26 protein-coding genes are annotated in these 25455 nt (G+C 74.2%); 7 read left to right on the forward strand and 19 right to left on the reverse strand.

From position 1 onward, the window contains the following. Nucleotides 1–160: 160 nt before the first annotated feature. Nucleotides 161–667: a mycothiol transferase gene (locus ACZ4U4_RS30275; protein ID WP_467880962.1), complete on the reverse strand. Its 507-nt coding sequence runs from the start codon at nt 665–667 to the stop codon at nt 161–163. A 186-nt stretch (nt 668–853) separates the two neighbouring features. Between ACZ4U4_RS30275 and ACZ4U4_RS30280 the strand changes: the two genes are divergently transcribed. Then, nucleotides 854–1909, forward strand: coding sequence for a right-handed parallel beta-helix repeat-containing protein (locus ACZ4U4_RS30280; RefSeq protein ID WP_467880965.1), 1056 nt, complete (start codon nt 854–856; stop codon nt 1907–1909). Between the two features lie 37 nt (nt 1910–1946). Continuing rightward, nucleotides 1947–3005: a methyltransferase gene (locus ACZ4U4_RS30285; protein ID WP_467880968.1), complete on the forward strand. Its 1059-nt coding sequence runs from the start codon at nt 1947–1949 to the stop codon at nt 3003–3005. 80 nt (nt 3006–3085) lie between these two features. Here ACZ4U4_RS30285 and ACZ4U4_RS30290 read toward each other — a convergent pair whose 3' ends face one another. The 7 genes from ACZ4U4_RS30290 to ACZ4U4_RS30320 all read right to left on the reverse strand — a co-directional run bounded on the left by ACZ4U4_RS30290 (nt 3086) and on the right by ACZ4U4_RS30320 (nt 8387). Continuing rightward, complete coding sequence (locus ACZ4U4_RS30290; protein ID WP_467880970.1) at nt 3086–3418, reverse strand: TcmI family type II polyketide cyclase; 333 nt, start codon at nt 3416–3418, stop codon at nt 3086–3088. Nucleotides 3419–3478: 60 nt separating this feature from the next. Then, complete coding sequence (locus ACZ4U4_RS30295) at nt 3479–3955, reverse strand: SRPBCC family protein (protein WP_467880972.1); 477 nt, start codon at nt 3953–3955, stop codon at nt 3479–3481. Between the two features lies 1 nt (nt 3956). Next, on the reverse strand, nt 3957–4214 hold the full coding sequence (locus tag ACZ4U4_RS30300; protein WP_467880975.1) for a phosphopantetheine-binding protein: 258 nt from the start codon (nt 4212–4214) through the stop codon (nt 3957–3959). A 14-nt stretch (nt 4215–4228) separates the two neighbouring features. After that, entirely contained in the window at nt 4229–5476 is a 1248-nt protein-coding gene (locus ACZ4U4_RS30305; RefSeq protein WP_467880977.1) for a beta-ketoacyl synthase N-terminal-like domain-containing protein, read from the reverse strand. Continuing rightward, complete coding sequence (locus ACZ4U4_RS30310; RefSeq protein ID WP_467880979.1) at nt 5473–6741, reverse strand: beta-ketoacyl-[acyl-carrier-protein] synthase family protein; 1269 nt, start codon at nt 6739–6741, stop codon at nt 5473–5475. The genes ACZ4U4_RS30305 and ACZ4U4_RS30310 overlap by 4 nt, the downstream gene beginning before the upstream one ends. Continuing rightward, nucleotides 6738–7190 (reverse strand): cupin domain-containing protein, encoded by a 453-nt coding sequence (locus tag ACZ4U4_RS30315; RefSeq protein ID WP_467880982.1) that lies wholly within the window; start codon nt 7188–7190, stop codon nt 6738–6740. Before ACZ4U4_RS30315 ends, ACZ4U4_RS30310 begins: the two co-directional genes overlap by 4 nt. Nucleotides 7191–7268: 78 nt before the next feature. After that, a complete protein-coding gene (locus ACZ4U4_RS30320) occupies nt 7269–8387 on the reverse strand; it encodes a SchA/CurD-like domain-containing protein (protein ID WP_467880985.1) in 1119 nt (372 codons plus the stop codon). Between the two features lie 236 nt (nt 8388–8623). On the opposite strand from ACZ4U4_RS30320, the gene ACZ4U4_RS30325 reads away from it, so the two are divergent. From ACZ4U4_RS30325 to ACZ4U4_RS30335, 3 genes are all read left to right on the forward strand, one after another. Then, nucleotides 8624–10258, forward strand: coding sequence for an FAD-dependent oxidoreductase (locus ACZ4U4_RS30325; protein ID WP_467880987.1), 1635 nt, complete (start codon nt 8624–8626; stop codon nt 10256–10258). A 449-nt stretch (nt 10259–10707) separates the two neighbouring features. Next, nucleotides 10708–11988 (forward strand): hypothetical protein, encoded by a 1281-nt coding sequence (locus ACZ4U4_RS30330; RefSeq protein ID WP_467880990.1) that lies wholly within the window; start codon nt 10708–10710, stop codon nt 11986–11988. Nucleotides 11989–12169: 181 nt separating this feature from the next. Continuing rightward, entirely contained in the window at nt 12170–12883 is a 714-nt protein-coding gene (locus ACZ4U4_RS30335; RefSeq protein WP_467880993.1) for a class F sortase, read from the forward strand. Nucleotides 12884–12992: 109 nt separating this feature from the next. Here the strand turns inward: ACZ4U4_RS30335 and ACZ4U4_RS30340 are convergent, their stop codons facing one another. From ACZ4U4_RS30340 to ACZ4U4_RS30385, 10 genes are all read right to left on the reverse strand, one after another. Then, complete coding sequence (locus tag ACZ4U4_RS30340) at nt 12993–13565, reverse strand: Rv1733c family protein (protein WP_467880995.1); 573 nt, start codon at nt 13563–13565, stop codon at nt 12993–12995. Between the two features lie 250 nt (nt 13566–13815). Then, nucleotides 13816–14115 (reverse strand): DUF1876 domain-containing protein, encoded by a 300-nt coding sequence (locus tag ACZ4U4_RS30345; RefSeq protein ID WP_467880998.1) that lies wholly within the window; start codon nt 14113–14115, stop codon nt 13816–13818. Nucleotides 14116–14180: 65 nt separating this feature from the next. Next, nucleotides 14181–15152 (reverse strand): universal stress protein, encoded by a 972-nt coding sequence (locus ACZ4U4_RS30350; protein WP_467881001.1) that lies wholly within the window; start codon nt 15150–15152, stop codon nt 14181–14183. A gap of 267 nt (nt 15153–15419) precedes the next feature. Then, nucleotides 15420–16565, reverse strand: a complete 1146-nt coding sequence (paaE, locus tag ACZ4U4_RS30355) for a 1,2-phenylacetyl-CoA epoxidase subunit PaaE (protein WP_467881004.1) — start codon at nt 16563–16565, stop codon at nt 15420–15422. Then, nucleotides 16565–17083, reverse strand: coding sequence for a 1,2-phenylacetyl-CoA epoxidase subunit PaaD (gene paaD, locus ACZ4U4_RS30360; protein ID WP_467881007.1), 519 nt, complete (start codon nt 17081–17083; stop codon nt 16565–16567). Before paaD ends, paaE begins: the two co-directional genes overlap by 1 nt. A 2-nt stretch (nt 17084–17085) precedes the next feature. Further along, nucleotides 17086–17952, reverse strand: a complete 867-nt coding sequence (gene paaC, locus ACZ4U4_RS30365; protein ID WP_467881010.1) for a 1,2-phenylacetyl-CoA epoxidase subunit PaaC — start codon at nt 17950–17952, stop codon at nt 17086–17088. Between the two features lie 19 nt (nt 17953–17971). Beyond that, on the reverse strand, nt 17972–18274 hold the full coding sequence (paaB, locus tag ACZ4U4_RS30370; protein ID WP_467881013.1) for a 1,2-phenylacetyl-CoA epoxidase subunit PaaB: 303 nt from the start codon (nt 18272–18274) through the stop codon (nt 17972–17974). Next, nucleotides 18271–19275, reverse strand: a complete 1005-nt coding sequence (gene paaA, locus ACZ4U4_RS30375) for a 1,2-phenylacetyl-CoA epoxidase subunit PaaA (protein ID WP_467881016.1) — start codon at nt 19273–19275, stop codon at nt 18271–18273. Before paaA ends, paaB begins: the two co-directional genes overlap by 4 nt. A 199-nt stretch (nt 19276–19474) precedes the next feature. After that, nucleotides 19475–20347 (reverse strand): 3-hydroxyacyl-CoA dehydrogenase family protein, encoded by an 873-nt coding sequence (locus ACZ4U4_RS30380; RefSeq protein ID WP_467881019.1) that lies wholly within the window; start codon nt 20345–20347, stop codon nt 19475–19477. Nucleotides 20348–20411: 64 nt separating this feature from the next. Further along, complete coding sequence (locus ACZ4U4_RS30385) at nt 20412–21635, reverse strand: thiolase family protein (protein ID WP_467881022.1); 1224 nt, start codon at nt 21633–21635, stop codon at nt 20412–20414. Nucleotides 21636–21923: 288 nt separating this feature from the next. Here ACZ4U4_RS30385 and paaI point away from each other — a divergent pair, with 288 nt between their 5' ends. Together paaI and paaK are read left to right on the forward strand one after the other, a co-directional pair. Beyond that, nucleotides 21924–22313 carry a hydroxyphenylacetyl-CoA thioesterase PaaI gene (gene paaI, locus ACZ4U4_RS30390; protein WP_467881073.1) on the forward strand — a complete coding sequence of 130 codons (390 nt, stop codon included), beginning with the start codon at nt 21924–21926 and terminating at the stop codon, nt 22311–22313. Next, nucleotides 22310–23662, forward strand: a complete 1353-nt coding sequence (gene paaK, locus ACZ4U4_RS30395; RefSeq protein ID WP_467881025.1) for a phenylacetate--CoA ligase PaaK — start codon at nt 22310–22312, stop codon at nt 23660–23662. Before paaI ends, paaK begins: the two co-directional genes overlap by 4 nt. A gap of 167 nt (nt 23663–23829) precedes the next feature. On the opposite strand, the gene ACZ4U4_RS30400 is transcribed toward paaK, so the two are convergent. After that, entirely contained in the window at nt 23830–25356 is a 1527-nt protein-coding gene (locus ACZ4U4_RS30400) for a GMC family oxidoreductase (protein WP_467881028.1), read from the reverse strand. Nucleotides 25357–25455 lie beyond the last annotated feature (99 nt).

Here is a 25455-nt window from a genome sequence, read left to right on the forward strand (position 1 = left end):
GCCGGGGGCGGGCCTGCGGGCGGGGCGAAGGCGGGTGCGGCCGGTGCGGGCGCGGGGGGGGGGGGGGGGGCCCCCCCCCCCCCCCCCCCCCCCCCCCAACCCCCCCCCCCCCCCCCCCCCCCCCCCCCCCCCCCCCCCCCCCCCCCGGCCCGGTGCCGTCTCAGCCGCCCAGCAGCCCCCGCGCGTACGCCGCCTGCCCCACGTGCTGGAGGTCGTCACAGATCACGCTGATCAGCCGGGTGGCGAGCGTGACCGGCGGGTCCCAGGACCGGTCGATCACCTGCGTCAGGTCCTTGACCTGGAGATCCTCGACGAAGCGGAGAGTCACCGCGTACACCGCGTCGTGGTAGCCCAGCAGTTGGAGCGCCGTCAGGTCGTGGACCGCCGCCACCTCCCGCCGGGAGTGGCCGTAGCCGGTGTCGTGTGCGGGCAGCGTCAGCCCGAAGCGGTGCGCCCAGCCCTGCGCCGTCCACACCTGTTCGGTGCCGGCCGCATCGGCGATGTGGTCGTCCTGCACCCGGGTGAGGTGCCACACCAGCCAGCCCACCGGATTGCCGCCGCCGGGGGACGCGGCCAGCTCCTTGGGGCTCAGCCCGGTGACCACCTCCTCGACGGACTCCCGGATCCGGCCGAAGGCATCGATGAGCAGGTCCGTTCCGGCGCTCATACGCGGCTCCTGAAGGAAGGGCGGGACCGGGCACGGCGCCGGGCCCCGCAGGGTCGGCCCGTTCCATGATGCGCGGGCCCCGCCGGGCCCACCACCGGGGGAACGCCACCACCCGGTCGCGCACGTAGCGTGCCCCTCGGGTTACCACGTGTGGCGGGGCCCGGCGCCCGCCCATAGCGTCGCCTCATGGTGAAACGACAACTGACAGCAACCGGCTGCCTGGTCACGACGCTGATCACCGGAGTGGCCGCCGCCCCGCCCGGCCAGGCCGACTCCTGGCACACCGTCCACCCGGGCGAATCGATCCAGAAGGCCGTGGACGCCGCGAAGCCCGGCGACACCATCCGCCTCGCCCCCGGCACGTACCGCGAGAGCGTCCGCATCGACAAGCCGGGCCTGACGCTGCGCGGTGCGGGCGAGCGCACCGTGCTGCGGCCCGCCGCCACCCGCGCCGCGAACGACTGCGGCAAGGACGGCAACGGCATCTGTGTCCTGGGCAGCCCCGGCCACCGCGTCGCCGACGTCGCCCTGCGCTCCCTGACCGTCGAGGGCTTCCGCAAGAGCGGCATCTGGGCCTCGGGCACCGACCGGCTCAGCGTCCGCGGCGTCACCGCCCGCGACATGGGCCAGTGGGGCATCGCCCAGCAGGAGTCCGTCCGGTCCTCGGTCCGCGGCAACACCGCCACCGGCAACGGCGACGCCGGGATCTTCCTCGCCAACACCGTGGACGAGGAGGGCGGCGCCCTCGACACCCTCGGCACCGACATCCGCGGCAACACCGTCACCGGCAACCGCATCGGCGTCACCGCCCGCCGCGTCCGCCACCTCGACATCGCCCTCAACGACATCACCGGCAACTGCAGCGGCGTCTTCGTCGTCGGCGACGAGTCCCGCCCCCGCGGCGGCGATCTGACCGTCCGCGACAACAACGTCTCCGAGAACACCAAAAAGTGCGCCGCCACCAAGCGCCTGCCCGCCCTCCAGGGCGTCGGCATCGTGCTCACCGGCGCCGAGGGCACCCAGGTCACCGGCAATCTCGTACGCGACAACGTCGGCGAGTCCCCGCTGGCCGGCGGCGTCGTCCTCTTCCACAGCTTCGTCGGCGTCCGCAACGAACGGAACGAGGTCAGCGGCAACATCCTGTCCGGCAACAAGCCCGACCTCGCCAACCGTGACACCGCCACCAGCAACCACTTCACCCGCAACACGTGCCGCACCTCGCAGCCCGCGGGGCTGTGCTGACCCGCGCGCCCCACCTCACCAGGAGAGACGAGACTCCATGACCACCGTCAGCGCCCGACCCCAGCCCCCGGCGGAGCAGCCGCCCGCACCGCCGGCGGCGATGCGGCTCCGGGAGATCATCTTCGGTGCCGCGCCCGCCGCCGCCGTCCGCGCCGCCGCCCGGCTCGGCGTCGCCGACGCACTGGGCGACACCCCGGCCACCGCCGAGGAACTCGCCGCCGCCGTCCGCACCGAACCCCGGCCCCTCGCCCGCCTGCTGCGCGCCCTGACCTGCTACGGCATCTTCACCGAGACGGACGAGAACACCTTCGCCCACACCGACATGTCCCGCCTGCTGCGCGACGACACCGCGCACAGCCTCCGCCACATCTCCCTGTGGTGCACCGAACCGTGGACCTGGCAGGCATGGCCCCTGCTCGACCAGGCGGTCCGCTCCGGCCGCGACGTCTTCGACACCCTCTACGGCAAGGACTTCTTCACCTACCTCCACCAGGACGCCCGCGACTCCGCGCAGATCTTCGACCGGGCCATGACCACCTCCAGCCGGCAGTCGGCCCAGGACGTCGCAGCCCTCCTCGACCTCTCCGACGCCACCACCGTCGCCGACATCGGCGGCGGCCAGGGCCATGTCCTCGCCGCCCTCCTGGAGAAGCACCCGCACCTGGAAGGCACCCTCGTCGACCTGCCCGCGGTCGTCGCCGGCGCCGACCCGCGGCTGCGCGACGGCGGACCGCTCGCCGACCGCGCCACCGTCGTCCCCGGCGACTGCCGCACCGCCATCCCGGTCCGCGCCGACGCCTACCTCATCAAGAACATCCTGGAGTGGGATGACGAGTCCACCCGCCGCACCCTGCGGAACGTCATGGACGCCGCCGCCCCCGGCGCCCGCGTCGTCGTCATCGAGAACCTCGTCGACGACAGCCCGTCGATGAAGTTCACCACCGCCATGGACCTGCTGCTCCTCCTCAACGTCGGCGGCGCCAAGCACACCAAGGACAGCCTGGTCCACCGGGTGACCGAGGCCGGGCTGGTCCTCCACGACATCCTGGAGGTCAACCCGTATCTGCACGCCTTCGAATGCACCGTCCCGCACTGACGCGGCCGCGCCGCCGCCACGACAACGGGCCGCCCGCCGGGGAACTACCCCGGCGGGCGGCCCGTTGTCGTGACGGCCGGTCAGCCCCGGCCCTCCCGCTCCCACCGGTAGAACTGATGGGCCATCGCATCCTTCGGCCCGCGCCAGGTCTCGGGGTCGTACGGGCTGACGAACGACGACAGCCGGTCGCTGATGGCACGGAACTCCGGGTGCGAGGTCACCTTGGCGATCTCCGGTCCGGGCGGCTGCTCCGACTCGATGAGGTGCAGATACACGTCGCCGAACTGGAACAGCGTCCGCCGGGTGACGCCGACCAGATGCGGCAGCTCCGTCCGGTCGGACGCGGCGAACACATCCGCGATCTTCGGCGCCGACTCCGGGGACATCCGGGCGACGATCAGTGCGTGGTGCATCGGTCAGACACCTTTCCCGCCGCCCCGAAGGCGGCGTGGCGAACGGGGGACGGCGGTCCGTCAGTTGGCGGGGACGGCGCCGCGCAGCTCCCGGGCGCGCTGCTCGATCTTGTCCCGGATCAGCTCCAGCTGGACGCGGGAGTTGCGGTTGATGTGGTCGGTCATGCCCTGGTCGTCGACGGGCGCCTGCGGCTTCATCGCGAAGTCCTGCGTCCAGTGCATGGTCGTGCCGGTCTTGTTCGGCGCGTACGTCCAGTGGATGTCCATGAACTCGAACGGACCGGTCTCGACGCGGCGCGCCCGCACACTCAGCGCCTCGCGGTCGGCGGTCCGCTCCGACACCCAGCTCCAGACCTTGCCGTTGTCGTCCGGATGCATCGTCAGCCGGAAGGTCGTGCTGTTGCCCTCCCGGGAGAGGATCTCGACCGACGCGTACTCGCTGAAGAGCTGCGGCCAGTTCTCCAGGTCGTTGGTCATCTCCCAGACCAGGTCGAGCGGGGCGGCGATGGTGATGGCGTTCTCGGTGTGGCCGGGCATGTCAGGCTCCTGTCGGGGATGCGGTGTTGACGAGGTCGAGGAAGTCACGGGGCGAGCGGCAGCGCTCGGCGTCCTCCGGCAGAGGGCGCTCGTAGCGGTTCTCCAGCTCACCCACGATGCCGAGCAGGCCGAGCGAGTCGAGACCCAGCTCGGCGAAGAGGACGTCGGGGTGGGCCGCCAGCTCCTTCGGATCGGCGGTCACCCCCGCGGCCGACTTCATCAGCGCGGCGAGTTCGTCGAAGGTCAGTCGGTCGGTCATGGCAGTTCTCCTTCTCATGAGGGGGAGCCGTCGGCCCGCCGCAGCACCAGCGCCGCGTTGGAACCCATCAGCCCCCGGCTCAGGACGAGCGCGGTGCGCAGTTCGGCGGGGCGCGCCCGGCCGGTCACCACGTCCAGGTCGTGGCAGACGTCCACGACGTTCGGCGTCGGCGGCACCACCTGGTGCTCCAGGGACAGCACCGCCGCCGCCGTGTCCAGGACCGGAGCGCCGCAGTACGCCCGCCCCGTCCCGGTCTTCGGCGCGGTCACCGGCGTCCGCGCCGCGTGTCGGCCGAGCGCGTCGGCGAGTGCCAGCGCCTCGGCGCGGTCGGCCGCCGGAACGCCCAGTGCGTCGGCGAAGACCACATCGATCTCCTCCGGCGCACAATCGGCCTCCGCCAGCGCGACCTCGATGGCCCGCGCCAGACCGGCCCGGGACTCGGCCCACCGGGACGCGCCGGTGAACGTCGCCCCGTGCCCGGCCACCACGGCACGCACCGCGGCGCCGCGCTCCCGCGCCGTCCGCTCCTCCTCGACGACGAGCATCGCGCCGCCCTCGGCAGGCACGAACCCGCAGGCCCGGGAGGTGAACGGCCGGTAGGCGCGGTCCGGGTCGGGCACCAGGCTGAGATCTTCGTACCCGAGCTGGCAGACGATCGAGTACGGCGCGAGCGGCGCCTCCGCGGCGCCCACGACCACGGCGTCGGTGCCGCGCGCGAGGGTGCGGGCGGCGTGCGCCAGCGCGTCCAGACCGCCGGCCTCGTCGCTCGCCACCACCCCGCACGGCCCCTTGAAGCCGCCGCGGATGGAGACCTGACCGGTGCTCGCCGCGTAGAACCACGCGATCGACTGGTACGGGCCCACATGGCGCGGGCTCTTGCCCCACAGCTGCTGGAGCTCCCGCTGGCCGAACTCGCCGCCGCCGGAGCCCGCGGCGGTCACCACACCCACCGCGAACGGCGAGCGGTCGTCGTCGGGCACCAGACCGGCGTCCTCCAGGGCGAGGTCCGCCGCCGCCATCGCGAAGTGCGTGAAGCGGTCCGTCTGGATCAGGAACCGCTCCTCCACCAGCCCGCCGGGGTCGAAGTCCCGGACCTCGCCGGCCACCTTCAGCGGCAGCTGCCCGCACCCTTCGCGGGTGACGCGGTCCAGGACGCTGATGCCCTCCCGGGTCGCCTTCCAGAACGGTTCGGTGCCGGTGCCGTTGGGGGCCACCACACCGATTCCAGTGACGGCGCAGCGGCGTCGCTCACCTGCGCTCATGACGCTCTCCCTCCCGGGTCGGTCAGGACCACGGCGGACTGGAAGCCGCCGAATCCGCTGCCGACCGACAGCACGGACCGCAGCCGGGCCTCCCGGGCGGTCCGCGGGACGTAGTCCAGGTCGCACTCCGGGTCCGGCGTCTCGTAGTTGGCGGTGGGCGGCACCACCTGATGGGTCAGCGCCAGCACCGACGCGACGATCTCGATCGCGCCGATCGCGCCCAGCGAATGGCCCACCATCGACTTGATGGAGCTCATCGGCACCTTGCGGGCGTGCGCCCCCAGGGACCGTTTGACCGCGGCGGTCTCGTGCCGGTCGTTCTGCTTGGTGCCCGACCCGTGCGCGTTGACGTAGTCGACCGCCGAGGCGTCGAGCCGGGCGTGGTCGAGGGCGTGGTTGATCGCCTCGGCCATCTCCAGGCCCTCCTGGGTCAGCCCCGTCATGTGGTACGCGTTCCCGAAGGTCGCGTAGCCGCCGATGACGCAGTGCACGGTGGCGCCGCGGGCCCGCGCATGCTCCAGCTCCTCCAGGACGAGGACGGCGCCGCCCTCACCCATCACGAAGCCGTCGCGGTGCGCGTCGAACGGCCGGGAGGCGTGCTCGGGGTCGTCGTTGTTGGCCGAGGTCGCCTTGATCGCGTCGAAGCACGCCACCGTGATCGGGGAGATGGGGGAGTCCGACGCGCCCGCGACGCACACATCGGCCCGGCCCTCCTCGATCGTGTGGAACGCGTACCCGATCGCGTCCAGACCGGAGGTGCACCCCGTCGACACGGTCTGCACCGGCCCGTGGGCGCCCACCTCCTCGGCCACCGCGGACGCCAGCGAACTGGGCGCGAACGCCCGCTCCAGGTACCGCCCGGACGGCCGGTGGTCGACGTCCCAGCGGGAGCCCGCGGCGCTGACCGCCACGTAGTCGTTCTCCAGCCGGGTGGTGCCGCCGACCGCGGTGCCCAGCGACACCCCGACCCGCCACGGGTCCTGCGCCGCCATGTCCAGACCGGCGTCGCGCAGCGCCTCGGCGGCCGCGACCAGCGCGAACTGGATGTACCGGTCCGAGCGGGCGATCTGCTCGCCGCTCAGGCCGAGCGCCACCGGGTCGAAGTCGCACTCGGCGGCGATCCGGGAACGGAACCCCGTCGCGTCGAAGAGCGAGATCGCCCGGGTCGCCGTGCGCCCGGCGGACAGCAGGTCCCAGAAGGCCGGGACCCCCACACCGCCCGGCGCCACGATCCCCATGCCGGTGACCGCGACACGGCGGCTCATGAAATCGCCTCCGTTCGTTCGGGTGGGCCCGCCTGCGCGGCCGCGCCGGTCACCTCCGTGACCTCCGTGACCTCGGTGTCCACGTGGCCCAGCTCCGGACGCGGCGCCAGCGGGCCCAGATGGAACACCATCCGCGCCTGGACGTCCCCGACGTTGCGGAAGCGGTGCCGCATCCCGAGGGGGATCAGCAGCGCCTGGTCCGGCACCAGCGAGAACGTCTCGTCGTCCAGATCGACCTCCAGGGCGCCGTCCACGACGTAGACGAACTCCTCGGAGTAGGGGTGGTAGTGCTCGCCGATGCGCTCGCCCGGCTCGACGAGGGCCATGCCCATGAAGCCGCTGGTGGCGCCGACCGCGCTGGGCGTCAGCATCGCCCGCAGGTCACCTCCGCGCCGGCGGTTGGGCTGCGTCTCGCCGAGGTCCACGATGCGTGGGCGGTGGGTGCTCATGGCTGTCTTCCTCCAGATGGGTGCGGGATGGTGTGGGGGCCGCCCCGCCGCGCGGCGGCGGGCGGCGGGCCGGTGCGGTCAGGACCGCGGGGACCGGCGGTCGGTGATGAGCCGCATGTCGCAGCGGGCGAGGAACCGGGCCAGCTCGCGGTCGTCGGACAGGTCACCGGCCTCCCCGGTGTCCAGCAGCCGCCGCAGCACATCGGTCTTACGGGGGCCGCGCACCCCGAGCACCGCCGCCGGATCGCGCTCCGGGGGAGCGGTCAGGTCGACGAGGCGGACGACGACGTCGTCCCGCTGGAAGACGGTGGAGGCGGCGACGGGGCTCGCCGGGTCGCCGGCCGCCGCCTCGTCCTGCTGCGCCAGCAGCCGCGCCAGCGCCATCCCGCAGCCCTCCCGGGCCGGGTAGAACAGCGCATGGCGGGAGACGTCGGCGGGCGTCGCGGCGCCGGCCGCCACATGGTGCACGGCGGGCAGCGCGGCGCGGGTGAAGAACATCCGCGCCGAGTTCGGGTCCGACAGATCCCGGTCCTGCTCCAGATACGGGTTGATCGCCTCCTCGACCCGCCGGATCTCCGGCTGCTGGGCGATGTACCGCAGTGCGGCGACCAGGTCGCCCTGTACCTCGACGGCCCGCACCACGCGGTTGCCGTGCAGGAAGAGGGTGGTGCGCAGCAGCCGGGTGGTGTCGTCGACCCGCGCCTCGGGCGAGGTGTAGCCCGCCAGGATCTCCGCGACCTTCGGTTCGCTGCCCGGCTTGACGGTGAAGGTCAGGGCGTGACGGACGATGCCGTCGCCGACGCGGGGGGAGGCCGGGAAATTGCCCTTGACGGGCTCGGGGGTGGAGTCCGCGCCGTGTGCCGTCTCCCGCATCACGCTGAACCGCAGCGAACGGGTGTCACGGACACAGCCGTGCAGCGGCTGCACCATCTCGACGTGTTCCTCGCTGTTGACCCAGGCGAGGAACGGCGGGGCGCTCTCCCATTCACTGGTGATCAGCCACTGCGAGGGGTTCTCGATGGACTGGCACAGCTGGTCGGAGAGGTGGCCGGGGACGGAGGCGACCTGATTGCAGAGGTGTTCGTACGCTTCCAGGAATCGCTGCTGGGCACCGTCGTGAAGGTCCAGGAGGAGAACGACCCGCAGGCGCGAGCCGTCGAAGGCGGACTGAGATATTCGTTCCGACAGCATGGTCATCGCTGTGCAACTCCTTGCGGCAGATCGTGTGACGGGCCCTCAGGCCCAGGTGCACCGGGGCGTCGTGCCCAGCGGTCGCCGACGGCACCGCGCCTGGGGTGGCCGTCTTGTCGATCGTGGAGGGGGTGCGCGAGGTCCGCGAGATCTGTGACCCATGCGGGTGAAGCATGATCGAATCGCCTGTCATCAGGGGAAATCCAGCTCCGTACGCGTCGCCGTAGGAGCTGGAGCACGCAATGAAATCAACGGCAACCGTCAGGGTTCCGGTCCTGGTCGTCGGCGGATCCCTGGTGGGTCTGTCGGCGTCGCTGTTCCTGGGACGTCTGGGCGTCGAACACCTCCTGGTGGAGCGGCACTCGGACACCTCGCGCCATCCACGCGGACGCGGCAACAACGTCCGCACCATGGAGCTGTACCGCACCGCGGGGGTCGAGGGCCGCATCCGCGAGGCGGCCTCCGTCCTCGCCGACAACCACGGCATCCTTCAGGCACCCTCCCTGACGGGTGAGGAGCAGCAGTGGCTGTTCCGGGAGATGGACCCGGGTGGCGGACTGGCCCGCTTCAGCCCCGCCGGCTGGTGCCTGTGCAGCCAGAACGACCTGGAGCCGGTCCTGGTGCGCGCCGCCCGCGAACTCGGCGGCGATCTGCGCTTCTCCCACGAGCTGCTCTCCTTCGACCAGGACCCCGACGGGGTGACGGCGCTGGTCAAGAGCAGCGAGACCGGTGAGCACCTGACCGTCCGTGCCGACTACGTCATCGCCGCCGACGGCCCCCGCAGCCCCGCCCGTGACCGCCTCGGCATCGAGATGGCCGGGCCGGGCGCCCTCTTCCACAACGTCAGCATCACCTTCCGCGCCCCGGGCCTGGCCGAGGTCGTCGGCGACCGCCACTTCATCGCCTGCTATCTCACCGACCCGGACGCCGACGGCGCCCTGCTGCCCGTCGACAACCACACCCACTGGGTCTTCCACGCCCCCTGGCACCCCGACCGTGGCGAGACCCTGGAGGACTTCACCGACGAACGCTGCGCCGACCACATCCGCCGCGCCACCGGCGCACTCGACCTGGACATCGAGATCACCGGCAAGGCCCCCTGGCACGCCGCCGAACGGGTCGCCGAACGGTACGGCTCCGGCCGGGTCTTCCTCGCCGGGGACTCCGCCCACGAGATGTCACCCACCGGCGCGTTCGGCTCCAACACCGGCATCCAGGACGCCCACAACCTCGCCTGGAAACTCGCCGCCGTCCTCGACGGCTCGGCCGGACCCGGCCTGCTGGAGAGCTACGAGGCGGAGCGCCGCCCCGTCGCACAGGCGACCAGCGCCCGCGCCTCGGCCCGCTCCGCCGAACACGCCCACCCCGGCTACGATCCGGCGCCCGCGGCCACCGGCGCCCGCCAGAAGGGCGTCCTGACCGTCGCCCTGGGCTACGCCTACCCCCGCGGCGCCGTGGTGGGCGCCGCCCCTGACCTGCCCGTCGTCCCCGACCGGATGCAGCTCACCGGCGCCCCCGGCACCCGCGCCCCGCACCTGTGGCTGCGCTCCGGCGCCACCCGCCGCTCCACCCTCGACCTCTACGAGCGCTCCTTCGTGCTGCTCACCGGCTCCGCGGGCACCGCCTGGCGGATCGCCGCCGCCGCGGTCGCCGCCGAGTGGTCGCTCCCGCTGGACTGCTACGCCGTCGGCGACGACCCCGGGGACGACTTCGCCCCCGAGGACGGCGCCGACTGGGCCGAGGCCCACGGCACGACTCCCGCCGGCGCCGTCCTCGTACGCCCGGACGGCTTCGTGGCCTGGCGCGCCCCCGGCCCGGTGGACGATCCGGAGGCGGTGCTCCGCGACGCCCTGGGACAGCTCCTCCACCGCACCTGACGGCGCCCGCCCGCGCCCGCACCCCACGGCGCCCGCCACGGTCCACCCGGCCGCGGCGGGCGCCGTCACGTGCGGACCGCCGCAGGGAGGCGTCCAACGCATCTTTGCGAAAAAGAATATGACGTAGCATCAGGTTGGTGATTCCGAGGGGCCGGTGCGCGGCGGGACGGCGCCGGAGGCCCGCACCGGGCCCGGAACGGGGCCCGATTCCCCCCGGGTGAGCGGGGGTTGCTCCACTGCGGTGACGTGCGGCGACGTCCGATGCCGTCCAACGGGTGAGGAACGGGCCCCGGACCACTCGATGAGCCCACGGTGTCGCTCGAATGCGGCCCTCTCCGGTGGTGCGCCCCCGGATTTCGGATGACGGTGATCACGTCGCCACCGCGAATCCGATGCGCCGACGACCTGTCTGCCTTCGCGGTGCCGTACGTGAAAGGACACACGTTTTCATGCGCACTTCCCGCACCCTGTTCGCCTCGGCCGCCATCAGCGCGGTCCTCGCCATCACGACTCCCGCCGCGTACGCCCTCACCGTCACGGGCGACGACGGCGGCTCCTCCCACTCCAGCAGCGAAAGCCGCGACAACGACCACGACAAGGGCGACCGTGGGGACCGCGGTGACCGCGGTGACCGCGGCGACCGTGGGGACCGGGGCGACCGCGGTGACCGCGGCGACCGGGGCCACGGCGACCGCGGTGGCCGCCACCACCACGGCGACCGCGGCGACCGCGGCGACCGCGGCGACCGCGGCGACCGCGGCGACCGCGGCGACCGCGGCGACCGCGGCGACCGCGGCGACCGCGGCGACCGCGGTGACCGTGAAGACGGCCCGCGCGGCGGTATGCACACCGGCGGTGGCTTCCTCGCCAAGGTGACGGGCGACGAGGGCAACGACCGCGGCGACCGTGGGGACCGCGGCGACCGCGGTGACCGTGGGGACCGCGGCGACCGTGGGGACCGCGGCGGCCGTGGGGACCACGGTGACCGTGGGGACCGCGGCGGTCGCGGCGACCACGGCGGCCGTGGCGACCGCCCGCACGGTGGTATGCACACCGGTGGTGGCTTCCTCGCCAAGGTGATGGGCGACGACGAGGGCTCCGGCCGCGACCACGACAAGGGCGACAAGGGCGACCGCGGTGACCGCGGTGACCGCGGCGACCGTGGGGACCGGGGCGACCGCGGCGACCGTGGGGACCGTGGGGACCGGGGCGACCGCGGTGACCGCGGCGACCGGGGCCACGGCGACCGCGGCGGCCGCCACCACCACGGCGACCGCGGCGGTCGCGGCGACCGCGGCGACCGCGAGGGCGGCCCGCGCGGCGGTATGCACACCGGCGGTGGCGCCCTTGCCAGCGTCGTCGCCAACGAGTGGGGCCAGGGCAACGACTCCGGCCGCGACCACGACAAGGGCGACAAGGGTGACCGGGGCGACCGCGGTGACCGCGGTGACCGTGGGGACCGCGGCGACCGCGGCGACCGCGGCGACCGCGGCGGCCGTGGGGACCGCGGTGACCGCGGCGGCCGTGGGGACCACGGTGACCGTGGGGACCGCGGCGGTCGCGGCGACCACGGCGACCGCGAGGGCGGCCCGCGCGGTGGTATGCACACCGGTGGTGGCGGCACGGCCCTCTCCGGCAGCGGCCTCGCCGCCGGTTCGGTCCTGCTCCTCGGTGGCCTCGGCGCCGGCGCGTACGTCCTGCGGCGCCGCAACTCCGGTGCGGCCGCCTGACCCCTCCCGCCCGGCGTAGATCGCTGAGCTGTCGCGGCCACCGTCCTCACCGGCGGTGGTCGCGGCGCTTGCGTTGCGCCCCGATGGCCACCCGTACGCGCGACGGACGCCCCGGCCCCCCGGTGCGCCGCCCGTACGCGGGCCGGAACAGCTCACCTCGTGTGGAAGAAAGGCACGTCCGATGGCTCCCGCGACTCCTCCCCGGCATCAGCCTCCGTCGACCCCGCGTCAGACCGGCGCCGCTCCCCGCCCGTTCGCCCGGGCCCTGATGTGGCCGGCGGCGGCCGTGGGCGTGGGGGCCCTGCTCGTCTTCAACTCCCTCGACACCTCGGCCGACTCCAAACCGCCCGTCCCGCCCGCGGCTCAGGCACCCGTGGCGCCGGACATCGCCGCGCCGACGACCGCGCCGAAGACCTCCGCGGAGCTGCCCCGCTCCGCCCCGACCCGCATCCGCATCCCCCAGATCGGCGTCGACGCGCCGTTCACCCCGCTCTCCCTCGGCTCCACCGGCCAGCTCAACGCCCCACCGCCGAACAACAGCAACCTCGCCGGCTGGTACAAGGACGGCGCCACCCCCGGCGAGAACGGCGCCGCCATCGTCGCCGGCCATGTCGACACCAAGACCGGTCCGGCCGTCTTCCTCGAACTCGACTCCCTCAAAAAGGGCAACACCATCGACATCACCCGCGCCGACAAGACCGTCGCGACCTTCACCGTCGACGGCGTCGAAACCTTCAACAAGGCCCAGTTCCCCAGCGACCGGGTCTACAACGACACCGCCAACCCGCAGCTCCGGGTGATCACCTGCGGCGGCGCCTACGACAAGGCCGCCAAGGACTACACGGCCAACGTCGTGGTCTTCGCCCACCTCTCCTCGTCCAAGAAGGCGTCCTGAACCGGCCCGGCACCGGATGACCCGACCGGTACGGAGGGCGGGCGGACCCCACGGCCCGCCCGCCCTCCGCCCGTAGGCCCCGCCGAACGGGTGGCCCGCCCGCAGCAGCTCACTCCGGTGCCCCGCCCCACTCCGGGCCGACCCGCTCCCACCCGCGCTCCCACTGCGCATCGCGCCGCCGGTCCAGCAGCAGCCGGACACCGCGCGCCGCCCCGAGGAGCAGCAGCGCGCCGGACGCGGCGGTCATCACCCCCACGGCGATGCTCTCCGCCGCCGCCCGCGCCGGGTCCGCCGGGCCGTGCAGCAATCGGCCCGAACCGTCCAGCCGGGCCGTGGTGTGCGCCCCCGCCCGCGCCGAGGCCGGAACCGCGACCCGGCCGCGGTGGACCGAACCGTCGGGCGCGGTCCACCGCACCGCCGTGGAGACCCGCACCCCCGCGACGGCCGCCGCATCCACCCCGATACGTGCCGGGGGATCCTCGATCAGCACCGCCCGGACGCTCTGCGTACCCCGGGCGAGCGGGGCCCGGGCCTGCACCGCGTACGCCGCCGCGACGCCCGCGGCCGGGGCACCCACCGCGATCAGCACCGCGGTCACCGGCGCCAACCAGAACTCCGCGACATCCGTCCCGCGCCGCAGCGGTCCCCGCCGCACCCGCCCGAAGCGCCCCGCGCCCCGCATGGTCCACCTCGCCCACGTCGCCCGGCCCCCCACGGCCGACGGTCGCACACCACCGCCCCGCCCGGATCCCCCGAACGGCCCCGCCGCCCTTCCGCGCCGCACCGCCGGAGGTGTCCGAACCGTGTACGAGCGCGGAGTCCGCGCCGTGCGGGAGCCGTGTACGGCGCGGGCGCGGGGGCACGGGCCGGCCCCGATACGGCGGTGACCGGCAGGGATGCCGTCCCTCCGGGAAGCTCTCCGCCCCTACCGCTCAGGCCGACGCATCCGCCCACCCGTACACCGTCGGGCGGCGGGCCGGGGGAGGTGGTGCCCCGACTCCGGCCAGATCCCGGTCGGCCTCCCGCAGCAGCCGTCCGGCGAGGTCCTTCAGGGCCCGCCCGGACGCCAGCTCGTCGCCGATCTCGGGGATGTCCACGTCCTCGGGGTTGCAGTGGGCCGCGCCCCGGCCCGTGAGCGTGGCCGAGCCGGTGTCGAGCACCGCCCGCGCCTTCGTCGTCCCGTCCTCCTCGAAGACCACGATCCGCACCGTCCATTCGGTGGTTCGCGTCATGACGCACCTCCGCTTCTCGGATCATCCGCCGGACGACGGTGGGGTGCGCGCCCGGCCGGGTGACATCACTCGTGCGGGACGACCGCCACCGGGCACGGCGCGTGGTGCAGCGCCGCCTGGCAGAGGTGGCCGATCCGCGACGGGATTCGGGGCCGGCGGTGGCGGCGGCCGACGACCAGCAGCCCGGCCCGCCCGGCCTCGTCCAGCAGCGCCTGCGCCGGGCTCTCCAGATCCACCCGCTCCGCCACCTGCACCGCGGGATACCGCGACCGCCAGGGCCGCAGCGCCTCGGCCAGTTCCTTCCGGGCGTCCTGCGCGGTCTGCTCCACCACGTACGGCTCCACCCCGCCGCCCCGGTTGTAGGCGTGCGCGGGCAGATGCCGCCCGTGCACCGCGCGCAGGGTGACACCGCGCCGGGCGGCGGTCGCGAAGGCGAAGTCCAACATCGCCGCGCAGGGCTCGTGCAGGCTCACCCCGACCACCACGTCGCCCTTCCGCCCGTCCCCGGCGGCGCCCTGCCGGGCCCGGACCAGCACCGTCGGCACATTCACCCGCGTCACCAGCTTCAACGCCACATCGCCCAGCACATACCGGGCCACCGGGCCCAGATTCCGGGAGCCGAGCACCAGCAGGTCCGAACGGTCCGCCGCCCCGGACAGCGTCTCCAGCGGGTCGCCCGGCACCAGCTCCTCGTCCACCGGAAGATCCGGGTGGCGGGTCTGCACCGCGGCGCGTGCCTGGTCGACGATCCGGTGGGACCACTTGTTCTGCTCCGCCGCCCGGGACTTCCGGCCCGGGCGGATCCGGCGCAGCGACGCCCCGGCCGGCTGCCGGGGTTCCGGCCCCGGAGCCTCCGCGGCCGCTTCCGCGCCCGGCTCCGGCTGCTCCGGCGCGAGCATCGTCCAGGCGTGCACCAGTCGCAGCCGTGCGCCGCGTACCTCGGCCTCGTCCGCCGCCCACACCACGGCCGCCAGCGACTCGGCGCTCCCGTCCAGCCCGACCGTCACGGTGCCCGCCGCGGCGGTCGCCCCCGTCACGGCGCCGCTCCGCATCCGGCGGCGGGGCCACCCGGCCGCGACCGCACCGCTCCCCGGCGCCTGGGGCCGCCTCGTGTACGGCTCTGCATCACGGCACTCCCTTCCGGACGGCGTCCTCCCGGCGGAGCGACGCACTCTCTCCCTTCCAGGGTGGCCGGATCCGCCGCTTCCGGCATGTGCCCACCGGACGTGGCGCCCCGAAGGGGCACAGGGAGGGGCCGGGGACGGCGGGTGGCCCGCCGTCCCCGGCCCGTCGCAGTGCGCGCCTCAGCTGTCGAAGTCGACCGTCAGCTCCTCGGACACCGGGAAGCTCTGGCAGGTCAGGACGTACCCGGCGGACACCTCGGCCTCCTCCAGCGCGTAATTGCGCCGCATGTCCGCCGTGCCGTCGGTGACCAGCGCCCGGCAGGTGCCGCAGACCCCGCCCTTGCAGGCGAACGGGGTGTCCGGGCGGACCCGCGCGGCGCCGTCCAGGATCGTGGTGTCGCGGGGGAGCGGGGCGGTGGTGGAGCGGCCGTCCAGGACCAGCGTGACCCGGCTGACCGGGCCCTCGGCGGGCGCGTCCTCGTGGCGGACCGCACGGATCGGCTCGTCGTCGGCGAAGAACAGCTCCTGGTGGACCCGCTCCCCGGGGACCCCGAGATCCGCCAGCACCCGCTGGGCGTCGCGGACCATGCCGTGCGGACCGCACAGCCACCAGTGGTCGGCCGACGGGACGTCCACCAGCCCGCCGATCAGCGCGGCCAGCCGCTCCGCGTCCAGCCGGCCCGACAGCAGCTCCGCCTCGCGGGGCTCCCGGGAGAGCACATGGCCCAGCTGGAACCGCGCCGGATGCAGATCCTTCAGATCGGCCAGCTCATCGGCGAACATCACCGAATCCGTCCGGCGGTTGCCGTAGAAGAGGGTGACCTGCGAGCGGTCGTCGGCGGCGAGCACCGACTCCGCGATCGAGACCATCGGAGTGATACCGGAGCCCGCCGCGATCAGCACATGGTGGCCGGGGTGCGCCAGATCCGGGGTGAACGCGCCCGTCGGCGCCATCACCTCGACGGTGTCCCCGGGCCGGACCTCGTGCACCAGCCACGAGGAGAACAGCCCGCCGGGCACCACCCGCACCCCGATCCGCGGACGGGAGCCCACCGGCGCGCAGATCGAGTACGAGCGCCGCTCGTCGCGCCCCTCGACCTCCCGGCGCAGCGTCAGCGACTGACCGGGACGGAACGCGAACTCCGCCGCCAGCTCCTCGGGCACCTCGAAGCCGATCGCCGCGGCGTCGTCGCACAGCGGCTCGACCTCCGCGACACGCAGCCGGTGGAAGACGGGGCGCCGCCGCCGCGGGAGGGCGCCGGGCCGCTCGGCCGCCGGCGCCTCCGGCGGCGTCGCCTCGGTCAGCTCGGACGAGGTCGGGGCCATCAGATCTCCTTGACGTACTCGAAAGGCTCGCGGCAGCTCCCGCACCGCCACAGGGACTTGCAGGAGGTCGCGCCGAAACGGGAGGTCTCCCGGGTCTGAGCCGATCCGCAGTGCGGGCACCGCACCGCGCGCCGCACCCCGGACAGCTCCAGCGGAACCGGCCCCGAGGTGCGCCGGGGCGCGGGCCCCGGCGGGGCGATGCCGTGCTCGGCGAGCTTGCGGCGGCCCTCGGCGGTGATCCAGTCGGTGGTCCACGCCGGCTCCAGGGCCGTACGGATCGTGACCTCGGGGAACCCGGCGGCCCGCAGCCGTGCCGCGACCGCGGCGCGCATCTCCGCCATCGCCGGGCACCCCGAGTACGTCGGCGTGAGCGTGGCCGTGACCGCGCCGTCCGCGGCGACCTCCACGCCCCGCAGCACCCCGAGATCGGCGAGGGTCAGCATCGGCAGCTCCGGGTCCGGCACCTCCGCCGCGACCCGCCGGGCCAGCGCGGTGTCGAGACCGGTGACGGTCGCCATGGTCACCACACTCCCTCCGGATGGGCCCGCGCCACGCTCTGCAACTCCTCCAGCAGCGGCGCCAGATGGTCGGTATGGTCTCCGTCGCGGCCGCTGCCGGGCAGCGGCTCCGCGTCCGGCAGCTCCAGCCCCGCCGCGTCACAGACCTGCCGCAGCACGCCGGTCACCTCGTCCCGGAGGTCCGCCGGGGCGACCCCGCACACGGGGGCGCCGGTGAACAGCTCACCGGTGTACGGGGCGATCGCGGCGAGCGCCGCGCCCATCCGGCGGTGCGACTCCTCGGTGCCGTCGCCCAGCCGCACCGCCCAGTCCGCGGCGTACTGACGGTGGTACGTCAGCTCCTTGACGCCCTTGTCGGCGACGGCGGCCACCACCGGGTCCGGCGTGCCGTGCGCGAGCCGGGTGAAGAGCGCGAGCCGCCAGCTCGACAGCCACAGCAGCCGTACGACGGAGAACGCGAAGTCGCCGTTGGGGAGTTCGGCCAGCCGGAGGCTGCGGAAGGCGTCGGCGTCGCGGAAGTAGGCGAAGGAGTCCTCGGCCCGGCCGGAGCCGTCGGCCTGCCCTGCGCGGGTGTAGAGCAGCCGGGCCTGACCCAGCAGGTCGAGACCGATGTTGGCGAGCGCCACCTCCTCCTCCAGCTCCGGGGCGCGGGTGCACCATTCGGCCAGCCGCTGCGCGCCGACCAGCGCGTCGTCGGCGAGGGCCGCGCAGTCGGCGGCGAGGTGCGCCGCGTCCACCCCGGCGGGCACGGCCGTCTCCACGCCGTGCAGCGGGTCCTCGAAGCCGGTGCCGAACGCCCAGCGGGCGTCGCCGTCGCCGTGCTCCTCGGCCAGGGACAGGTAGATGTGGTCGTCGTCGGTGTCGGCCATGTCCAGCTCCTCTCCGGCCTCAGATGTGCGGGACGTCATCGGGTATGTCGTAGAAGGTGGGATGGCGGTAGATCTTGTCGGCGCTGGGCGCGAAGAACGGGTCCTTCTCGTCGCGGGTGGAGGCCGTGATGTGGGAGGAGGGGACCACCCAGATGCTGACCCCCTCGTTGCGCCGGGTGTACAGATCGCGGGCGTGGGTGAGGGCCATCCGGTCGTCGGCGGCGTGCAGCGAGCCGACGTGGACGTGGTTGAGACCGCGCTTGCCGCGGATGAACACCTCGTACAGCGGCCAGCCGGCCTTCGGGTCGTCGGTGTCGCTCATGCCGCCGTTCCTTCCTCGGTGTGGGACCCGCGCGGGCCGCGGGCCGCCTGCTTGGCCGCGTGGGCGGTGGCCGCCTCGCGCACCCAGGCGCCGTCCTCGTGTGCCGTCCGGCGGCGTGTCATCCGCTCGGCGTTGCAGGGCCCGTCACCCTTGATGACGCGCTGGAGTTCGGACCAGTCGGGGGTGCCGAAGTCATGGCGTCCGCGCTCGGGGTTCCAGCGCAGCTCGGGGTCGGGCAGGGTCACGCCGAGCCGCTCCGCCTGCGGGACGGTCATGTCGACGAACCGGCTGCGCAGCTCGTCGTTGGTGTGCCGCTTGATCTTCCAGGCCATCGAGGCCGCGGAGTTGGGGGAGTCGCCGTCGGGCGGGCCGAACATCATCAGCGACGGCCACCACCAGCGGTCCACCGCGTCCTGGACCATCTGCCGCTGCTCCTCGGTGCCGCGCATCATCGTCATCAGCAGCTCGTAGCCCTGCCGCTGGTGGAACGACTCCTCCTTGCAGATCCGCACCATCGCACGGGCGTAGGGGCCGTACGAACTGCGGCACAGCGGCACCTGGTTGCAGATCGCGGCGCCGTCCACGAACCAGCCGATGACGCCGACGTCGGCGAAGGTCGGCGTGGGGTAGTTGAAGATCGAGGAGTACTTCTGGCGGCCCGAGATCAGCCGCTCGGTCAGCTCGGTGCGCTCGGCGCCCAGCGTCTCGGCCGCGGAGTACAGATACAGGCCGTGCCCCGCCTCGTCCTGGACCTTGGCGAAGAGGATCGCCTTGCGGCGCAGCGAGGGCGCCCGGGTGATCCATGCACCCTCGGGCTGCATCCCGATGATCTCGGAGTGCGCGTGCTGCGCGATCTGCCGGACCAGGGTCTTGCGGTAACCGTCGGGCATCCAGTCGCGGGGCTCGATGCGCCGGTCCTTGGCGATCGAGGTGTCGAACCGCTCCTGCAGCTCCTGCTCGGCGCCGCCGGTGGCCGACGGGGCGGAGTCTGTCGTGGTCATCGATACCAACTTCCCTACCGACCATTCGTTCGGTTCATATTCTGACGAGTTTCCCCGGCGCGGGCAAGCCCTTGGCGGGGGAGGCGGCGGACGCCGGGCCCGCCGTGGGCGCCGGCGCCGGACGAGCCGGACGCCCGGCCTCCCCGGAGCCGCCCGCAGCCGTACGGGCCGGACGGCCCCGGCGCCCGCGGGCCGCCCGTCACTCCCAGCTGTAGAACCCCTGGCCCGCCTTCCGCCCCAGCTCGCCCCGCGCCACCTTGGCGCGCAGCAGCTCCGGCGGGGCGAAGCGCTCGCCGAGGGTGGCGTGCAGATGCTCGGCGATGGCCAGCCGGACATCCAGCCCGACCAGGTCCGTCAGACGCAGCGGCCCCATCGGGTGGCGGTAGCCGAGCGTCATCGCATCGTCGATGGCTTCCGGGGCGGCCACGCCCTCCTCCACCATCCGGATCGCCTCCAGGCCCAGCGCCACCCCCAGGCGGCTGCTGGCGAACCCGGGGGAGTCCTTGACCACGACGTCCTTCTTGCCCAGTGCCCGCGTCCAGCCCAGCGCCCGCTCGACCGTCGCCTCCTCGGTGGCCGGGCCGACGACGATCTCCACCAGCGCGGAGGCCGGAACGGGATTGAAGAAGTGCATGCCCAGGAAGCGGCCGGGGCGGTCGAGCGCCGCCGCCAGCTCGGTGACCGGCAGGGAGGAGGTGTTGGTGGCCAGCACCGCCCCCGCGCCGACCGCCCGCTCCGCGGCGGCCAGCACCTCCGCCTTGAGCCGCGCGTCCTCCGGCACCGCCTCGACGACCAGCGCGGCCTCCGGCGGCAGCGCCCCGACCGACGCCACGGTGGCCACCCGGCCGAGCACCTCCTCGACCGGCTCCGCGAGCTTGCCGCGCTCGGCGGCGCGCCGCAGCCCCGTGGCGACCCGCTCCACGGCGGCGGCCGCCGCCCGCTCGTCGCTCTCCACGACCGTCACCGACGCCCCGGCGGCCGCGAACGACTGCGCGATCCCCGCGCCCATCCGGCCGCCGCCGATCACCCCGACGACGTCCGGCGCCGATGCCTCGGCAGCTGTGCTGGTCATGCCCGTCTCCTTAGCTCCGCACCCTGTGTCACCCGGGCCTGCCCGGGGCCTTTTCGTACGCCGCTCACACCCGCTCCACGAGCATCGCCACGCCCTGGCCGACGCCCACGCACAGCGTGGCGAGCCCGCGCCGGGCGCCCTCCCGCTCCAGCCGCCCCAGCAGCGTCAGCAGGATCCGGGCGCCCGAGCACCCCAGCGGATGGCCCAGCGCCAGCGCCCCGCCGTCCGCGTTGACCCGCGCCTCGTCCAGCTCCAGCCGCCGGATCACCGCCAGCGCCTGCGCGGCGAACGCCTCGTTCAGCTCGACCGCGTCCAGCTGCGCCGTCCGCCACCCCGTCCGGGCCAGCGCCTTCTCGGTGGCCGGCACCGGGCCCAGGCCCATCAGCTGCGGCGCCACCCCGGCCGCCGCCGAGGTGACGATCCGGGCGCGCGGCGTCAGCCCGTACCGCTCGACGGCGGCGGCGCCCGCCACCACCAGCGCGGCCGCGCCGTCCGAGAGCGGCGAGGCGGAACCGGCCGTCACCACGCCCCCGGCGCGGAAGAGCGGACGCAGCGCCGCGAGCTTCTCCGCCGTCGTCGACGGGCGCGGTCCCTCGTCCCGCGTCACCACACCGTCCGCCGTCTCCACCGGCACGATCTCCCGGTCGAAGCGGCCCGCCTCCTGGGCGGCGACCGCCCGCCGGTGGCTGCGCAGCGCGAAGGCGTCGGACGCGGTGCGGTCGATGGCGTCGAGCCGTGCGACCTCCTCCGCCGTCTCGCCCATCGACAGCGTCACCCGCATCTCCTCGGGCCCCGCGTCCGCCGCCACCGCACGATCGGCCGCCGCGAAGCGCGGATTGGTGAACCGCCAGCCCAGGGAGGTGTCCCGGATCTCGCCGGGCTTCGCCCACGGCGTCCCCGGCTTCTCCATGACCCACGGGGCGCGGGTCATCGACTCCAGGCCGCCCGCCACGACCAGCTCGGCCTCGCCCGCCCGCACCGCCTGGGCCGCGGAGGCGACCGCGGTCAGCCCCGAGGCGCACAGCCGGTTGACGGTGTGGCCGGGCACCGTGTGCGGCAGACCCGCCAGCAGCACGGCCATCCGCGCCACGTTGCGGTTGTCCTCGCCCGCCTGATTGGCGGCGCCGAGGATCACCTCGTCCACCGCCTCGCCCGGTATCCCCGCGCGCCGCACCGCCTCGCCGACCACCAGGGCCGCGAGATCGTCCGGCCGCACGGAGGACAGCGCGCCGCCGAAGCGGCCCTGCGGGGTGCGGGCACCGTCGATGAGATAGACCTCGTCAGCCACGGCCGGCCTCCTTCGCACAGCGGGCGCCGCCCGGGAGGCGCACCGCTCCCGGCACGCGGTGCGCGGCGGCCGCGGCCGGCCCCTGCGGCGGGCGGCGGCGGGCGGGGGAGCCGGGGCTTCCCGGGGCGTACTGGGGCATGCGTTCCACCTCTTGACAGGCAGTGCTGATGCTTGATTATTTGACTGGGCCGCACGCTAACCGAATGTTCGGTCGGTACACAAGATGCGGAGAGGAGCTGTGGACAGGTGAGGCAGACCGCTGACGCCGCCCCCGGCCCGGTCGAGCGCATGCTCGCCGCGGACCAGGCGTCCCGCGCCATGGGTATCGAATTGCTGACGCACGGCGAAGGGCACGCCCTGCTGCGGATGACGGTGACCGCGACGATGGTCAACGGCCACGGCACCGCACACGGGGGCTGTCTCTTCCTGCTCGCCGACACCGCGTTCGCCTGCGCCTGCAACAGCCACGGCCCGGTCACCGTCGCGGCCGCCGCCGACATCGACTTCATCGCCCCCGCGCACGAAGGCGACGTCCTGCACGCGACCGCGGTCGAACGCACCCGCTTCGGCCGCAGCGGCCTCTACGACGTGACCATCCGCCGTGGTGACGAGGTGATCGCGGAATTCCGCGGCCGCAGCCGCAGCATCCGCAGAACGACGACGAAGGAGCCGCGATGAGCAGCGAACCGACGGCCCGGGCCACCGACAGCCCCCGTCTCGGGGAGCCCCTGCCGGACGCCCTGCTGGACGACGGCGAGCGGATGACCCGCGAGGAGCTGCGCGCCGTCCAGCTCCGCCGGCTGCGCGCGACGCTGCGCCACGCGTACGACAACGTCGAGCTGTACCGCACCAAGTTCGACCGCGCCGGGGTCCGCCCCGAGGACTGCCGCACCCTGGAGGACCTGACCCGCTTCCCGTTCACCACCAAGGCGGACCTGCGGGACACCTACCCCTTCGGGATGTTCGCCGTCCCGATGGACCGGGTGCGCCGCGTCCACGCCTCCAGCGGCACCACCGGCCGCCCCACCGTCGTCGGCTACACCGACAACGACCTCTCCATGTGGTCCGACGTCGTCGCCCGCTCCCTGCGCGCCGCGGGCGCCCGCCCCGGCGACAAGGTCCACATCTCCTACGGCTACGGCCTCTTCACCGGCGGTCTCGGCGCCCACTACGGCGCCGAGCGGGCCGGCTGTACGGTCATCCCGGCATCCGGCGGGATGACCGCCCGTCAGGTGCAGATCATCCAGGACTTCCGCCCCGATATCATCATGGTCACCCCGTCCTACATGCTCACCCTCCTCGACGAGTTCGAGCGGCAGGGCATCGATCCGCGCACCACCTCGCTGCGCGTCGGAGTCTTCGGCGCCGAGCCGTGGACGGAGGGCATGCGGCGCGAGATCGAGGAGCGGATGGACCTCCACGCCGTCGACATCTACGGCCTCTCCGAGGTCTGCGGCCCCGGCATCGCCCAGGAGTGTGTCGAGACCAAGGACGGTCTGCACGTCTGGGAGGACCACTTCTACCCGGAGATCGTCGACCCCGTCACCGGTGAACCGGTGCCCGACGGCGGCGACGGCGAGCTGACCTTCACCTCCCTGACCAAGGAGGCGCTGCCGATCATCCGCTACCGCACCCACGACCTGACCCGCCTGCTGCCCGGCACCGCCCGCCCGGCCTTCCGCCGCATTGAGAAGATCACCGGCCGCTGCGACGACATGATCATCCTGCGCGGGGTCAACGTCTTCCCCAGCCAGATCGAGGAGATCGTCCTCGCCGCCCCCGGCGTCGCCCCGCACTTCCAGATACGACTCAGCCGCCGCGGCCGGATGGACCACATGGCCGTCCTCGTCGAGGCCCGGCCGGACGCCACCCCCGAGGCATGCACCGCGGCCGCCGCGCAGATCGCCAAGGGCGTCAAGGACGGCGTCGGCGTCACGGTCGAGGTGACGATCGTCGCCCCGGAGACCCTGGAGCGCTCGGTCGGCAAGATCCGCCGCATCAAGGACCTCCGGGGCCACGAAGGCTGAGCCCCGCCCGCCCGGCACCGTGGCCGCACGGCGCCGGGCGGACGTGCGGACCGGAGCGCCGTACGGGCCGGTCCGGCACACCGCGACGCACCGGACCCGCACCTCCCCGGCGGGTCCGGAACCGCCTGCGCCCGGCGGGTCGTACCGCGCGCCGCCGGACCGCCGCCTCAGCCCGCGTCCGCGAGGATCATCTCCGCCGCCTTCTCCCCGACCATGATCGTGGGGGCGTTGGTGTTCCCGGACGGCACCGACGGCATCACCGACGCGTCCGCCACCCGCAGCCCCGCCACGCCGTACACCCGCAGCGACGGATCGACCACCGCCTCCGCGCCCCGCCCCATCCGGCAGGTGCCCACCTGGTGGTGGTACGTCCCCACCGCCCGCCGCACATAGGCCCGCAGGTCGTCCCGGGTACGGGCCTCCGGCCCCGGCGCCACCTCCGCCTTGCGCCAGACGTCGAACGCCCGCTGCCCGCCGATCTCCCGGCTCAGCTCCACCGCATCGACCAGCGCCTCCAGGTCGTACGGATCGTCCAGGACGTTCGGATCGATCAGCGGCACCGCCTCCGGGTCCGCGGAGGCCAACCGCAGCGTGCCGCGCGAGCGGGGCCGGACGAGCCCCGGCGCGATCGTGTAACCGTGTTCGGGCGCCGGATAGGACTCCGCCGGATACACCAGGTGCATGAAGAGCGGCTGGAGGTCGGGCCCGGGCAGCGTCGGGTCGGACGAGGCGAACAGCTGCGCCTCCAGCAGGTTCGCGGTACCGGCCGGCAGCGGCCCGGTGGCCTCGTAGACGTTGCTCACCAGCAGATGGTCGTGGAGGTTGGCCCCCACGCCCGGCAGGTCCACCACCGCCTCCACCCCGACCGCGCCCAGTGCGTCCGCCGGGCCGATGCCGGAGTGCAGCAGCGTCTGCGGCGACCCGAGCACCCCGCCGCAGAGCAGCACCTCCCGCGCGGCGCGCGCCCGGTGCAGCCGCCCGTCGGCCGCGTACTCCACGCCGACGGCCCGGCCCTTCTCCAGCACCACCCGGTGCACCCGCGCACCGGTCGTCACCGTCAGATCCGGGCTGCCCAGGACGGGCGCGGCAAAGCTCTGCCAGGCGCTCATCCGCAGCCCGCCGCGGACCGTGACGTGGTTGTAGCCGACGCCGGTCATCCGCGCGCCGTTGAAGTCGTCCGTGACGGGGTGGCCGAGACCGGCCGCCGCCTCGACGAACGCGGCGGCCGTCGGGTGCGGTTCGGTGATCCGGCCGACCGGCAGCGGCCCGCCCGCGCCGTGCCAGTCACCCGCGCCGTCCACATGGTCCTCGGACCGTTTGAACAGCGGCAGCACGCTGTCCCAGTCCCATCCCGGGCAGCCGTCGGCGGCCCAACCGTCGTAGTCGCTGCGGTGTCCGCGCATGTAGATCATGCCGTTGAGGGAGCTGGAGCCGCCGAGCACCTTCCCGCGCGGCCAGGCCAGCCTCCGGTTGCCGGCGTGCCGCTGCGGGACGGACACCGCTGCCCAGTCCAGCGCCGACCCGAGCAGCGCGGGCCACCCCTGCGGACTGTGCACCAGTGCGTCGTCGTCCGGCGGCCCGGCCTCCAGCACCTGCACGGAGTACCCCTGGTCCAGCAGTCTGCGGGTCAGCACACTCCCGGCCGAACCGGCTCCCACCACAAGGAAGTCGTGCTCCGTACGCGTCGGCGCCATGGCAGCCCTCTCTCGTCCCGCGACCGGCCCGGCGGGCCCGAAGTCGTCGCTCCCCAGGGACGGTAGAGGCCGCGCGCGCCCCACGGGGACGGAACACCG

Source organism: Streptomyces sp. NPDC029159, assembly GCF_055564055.1.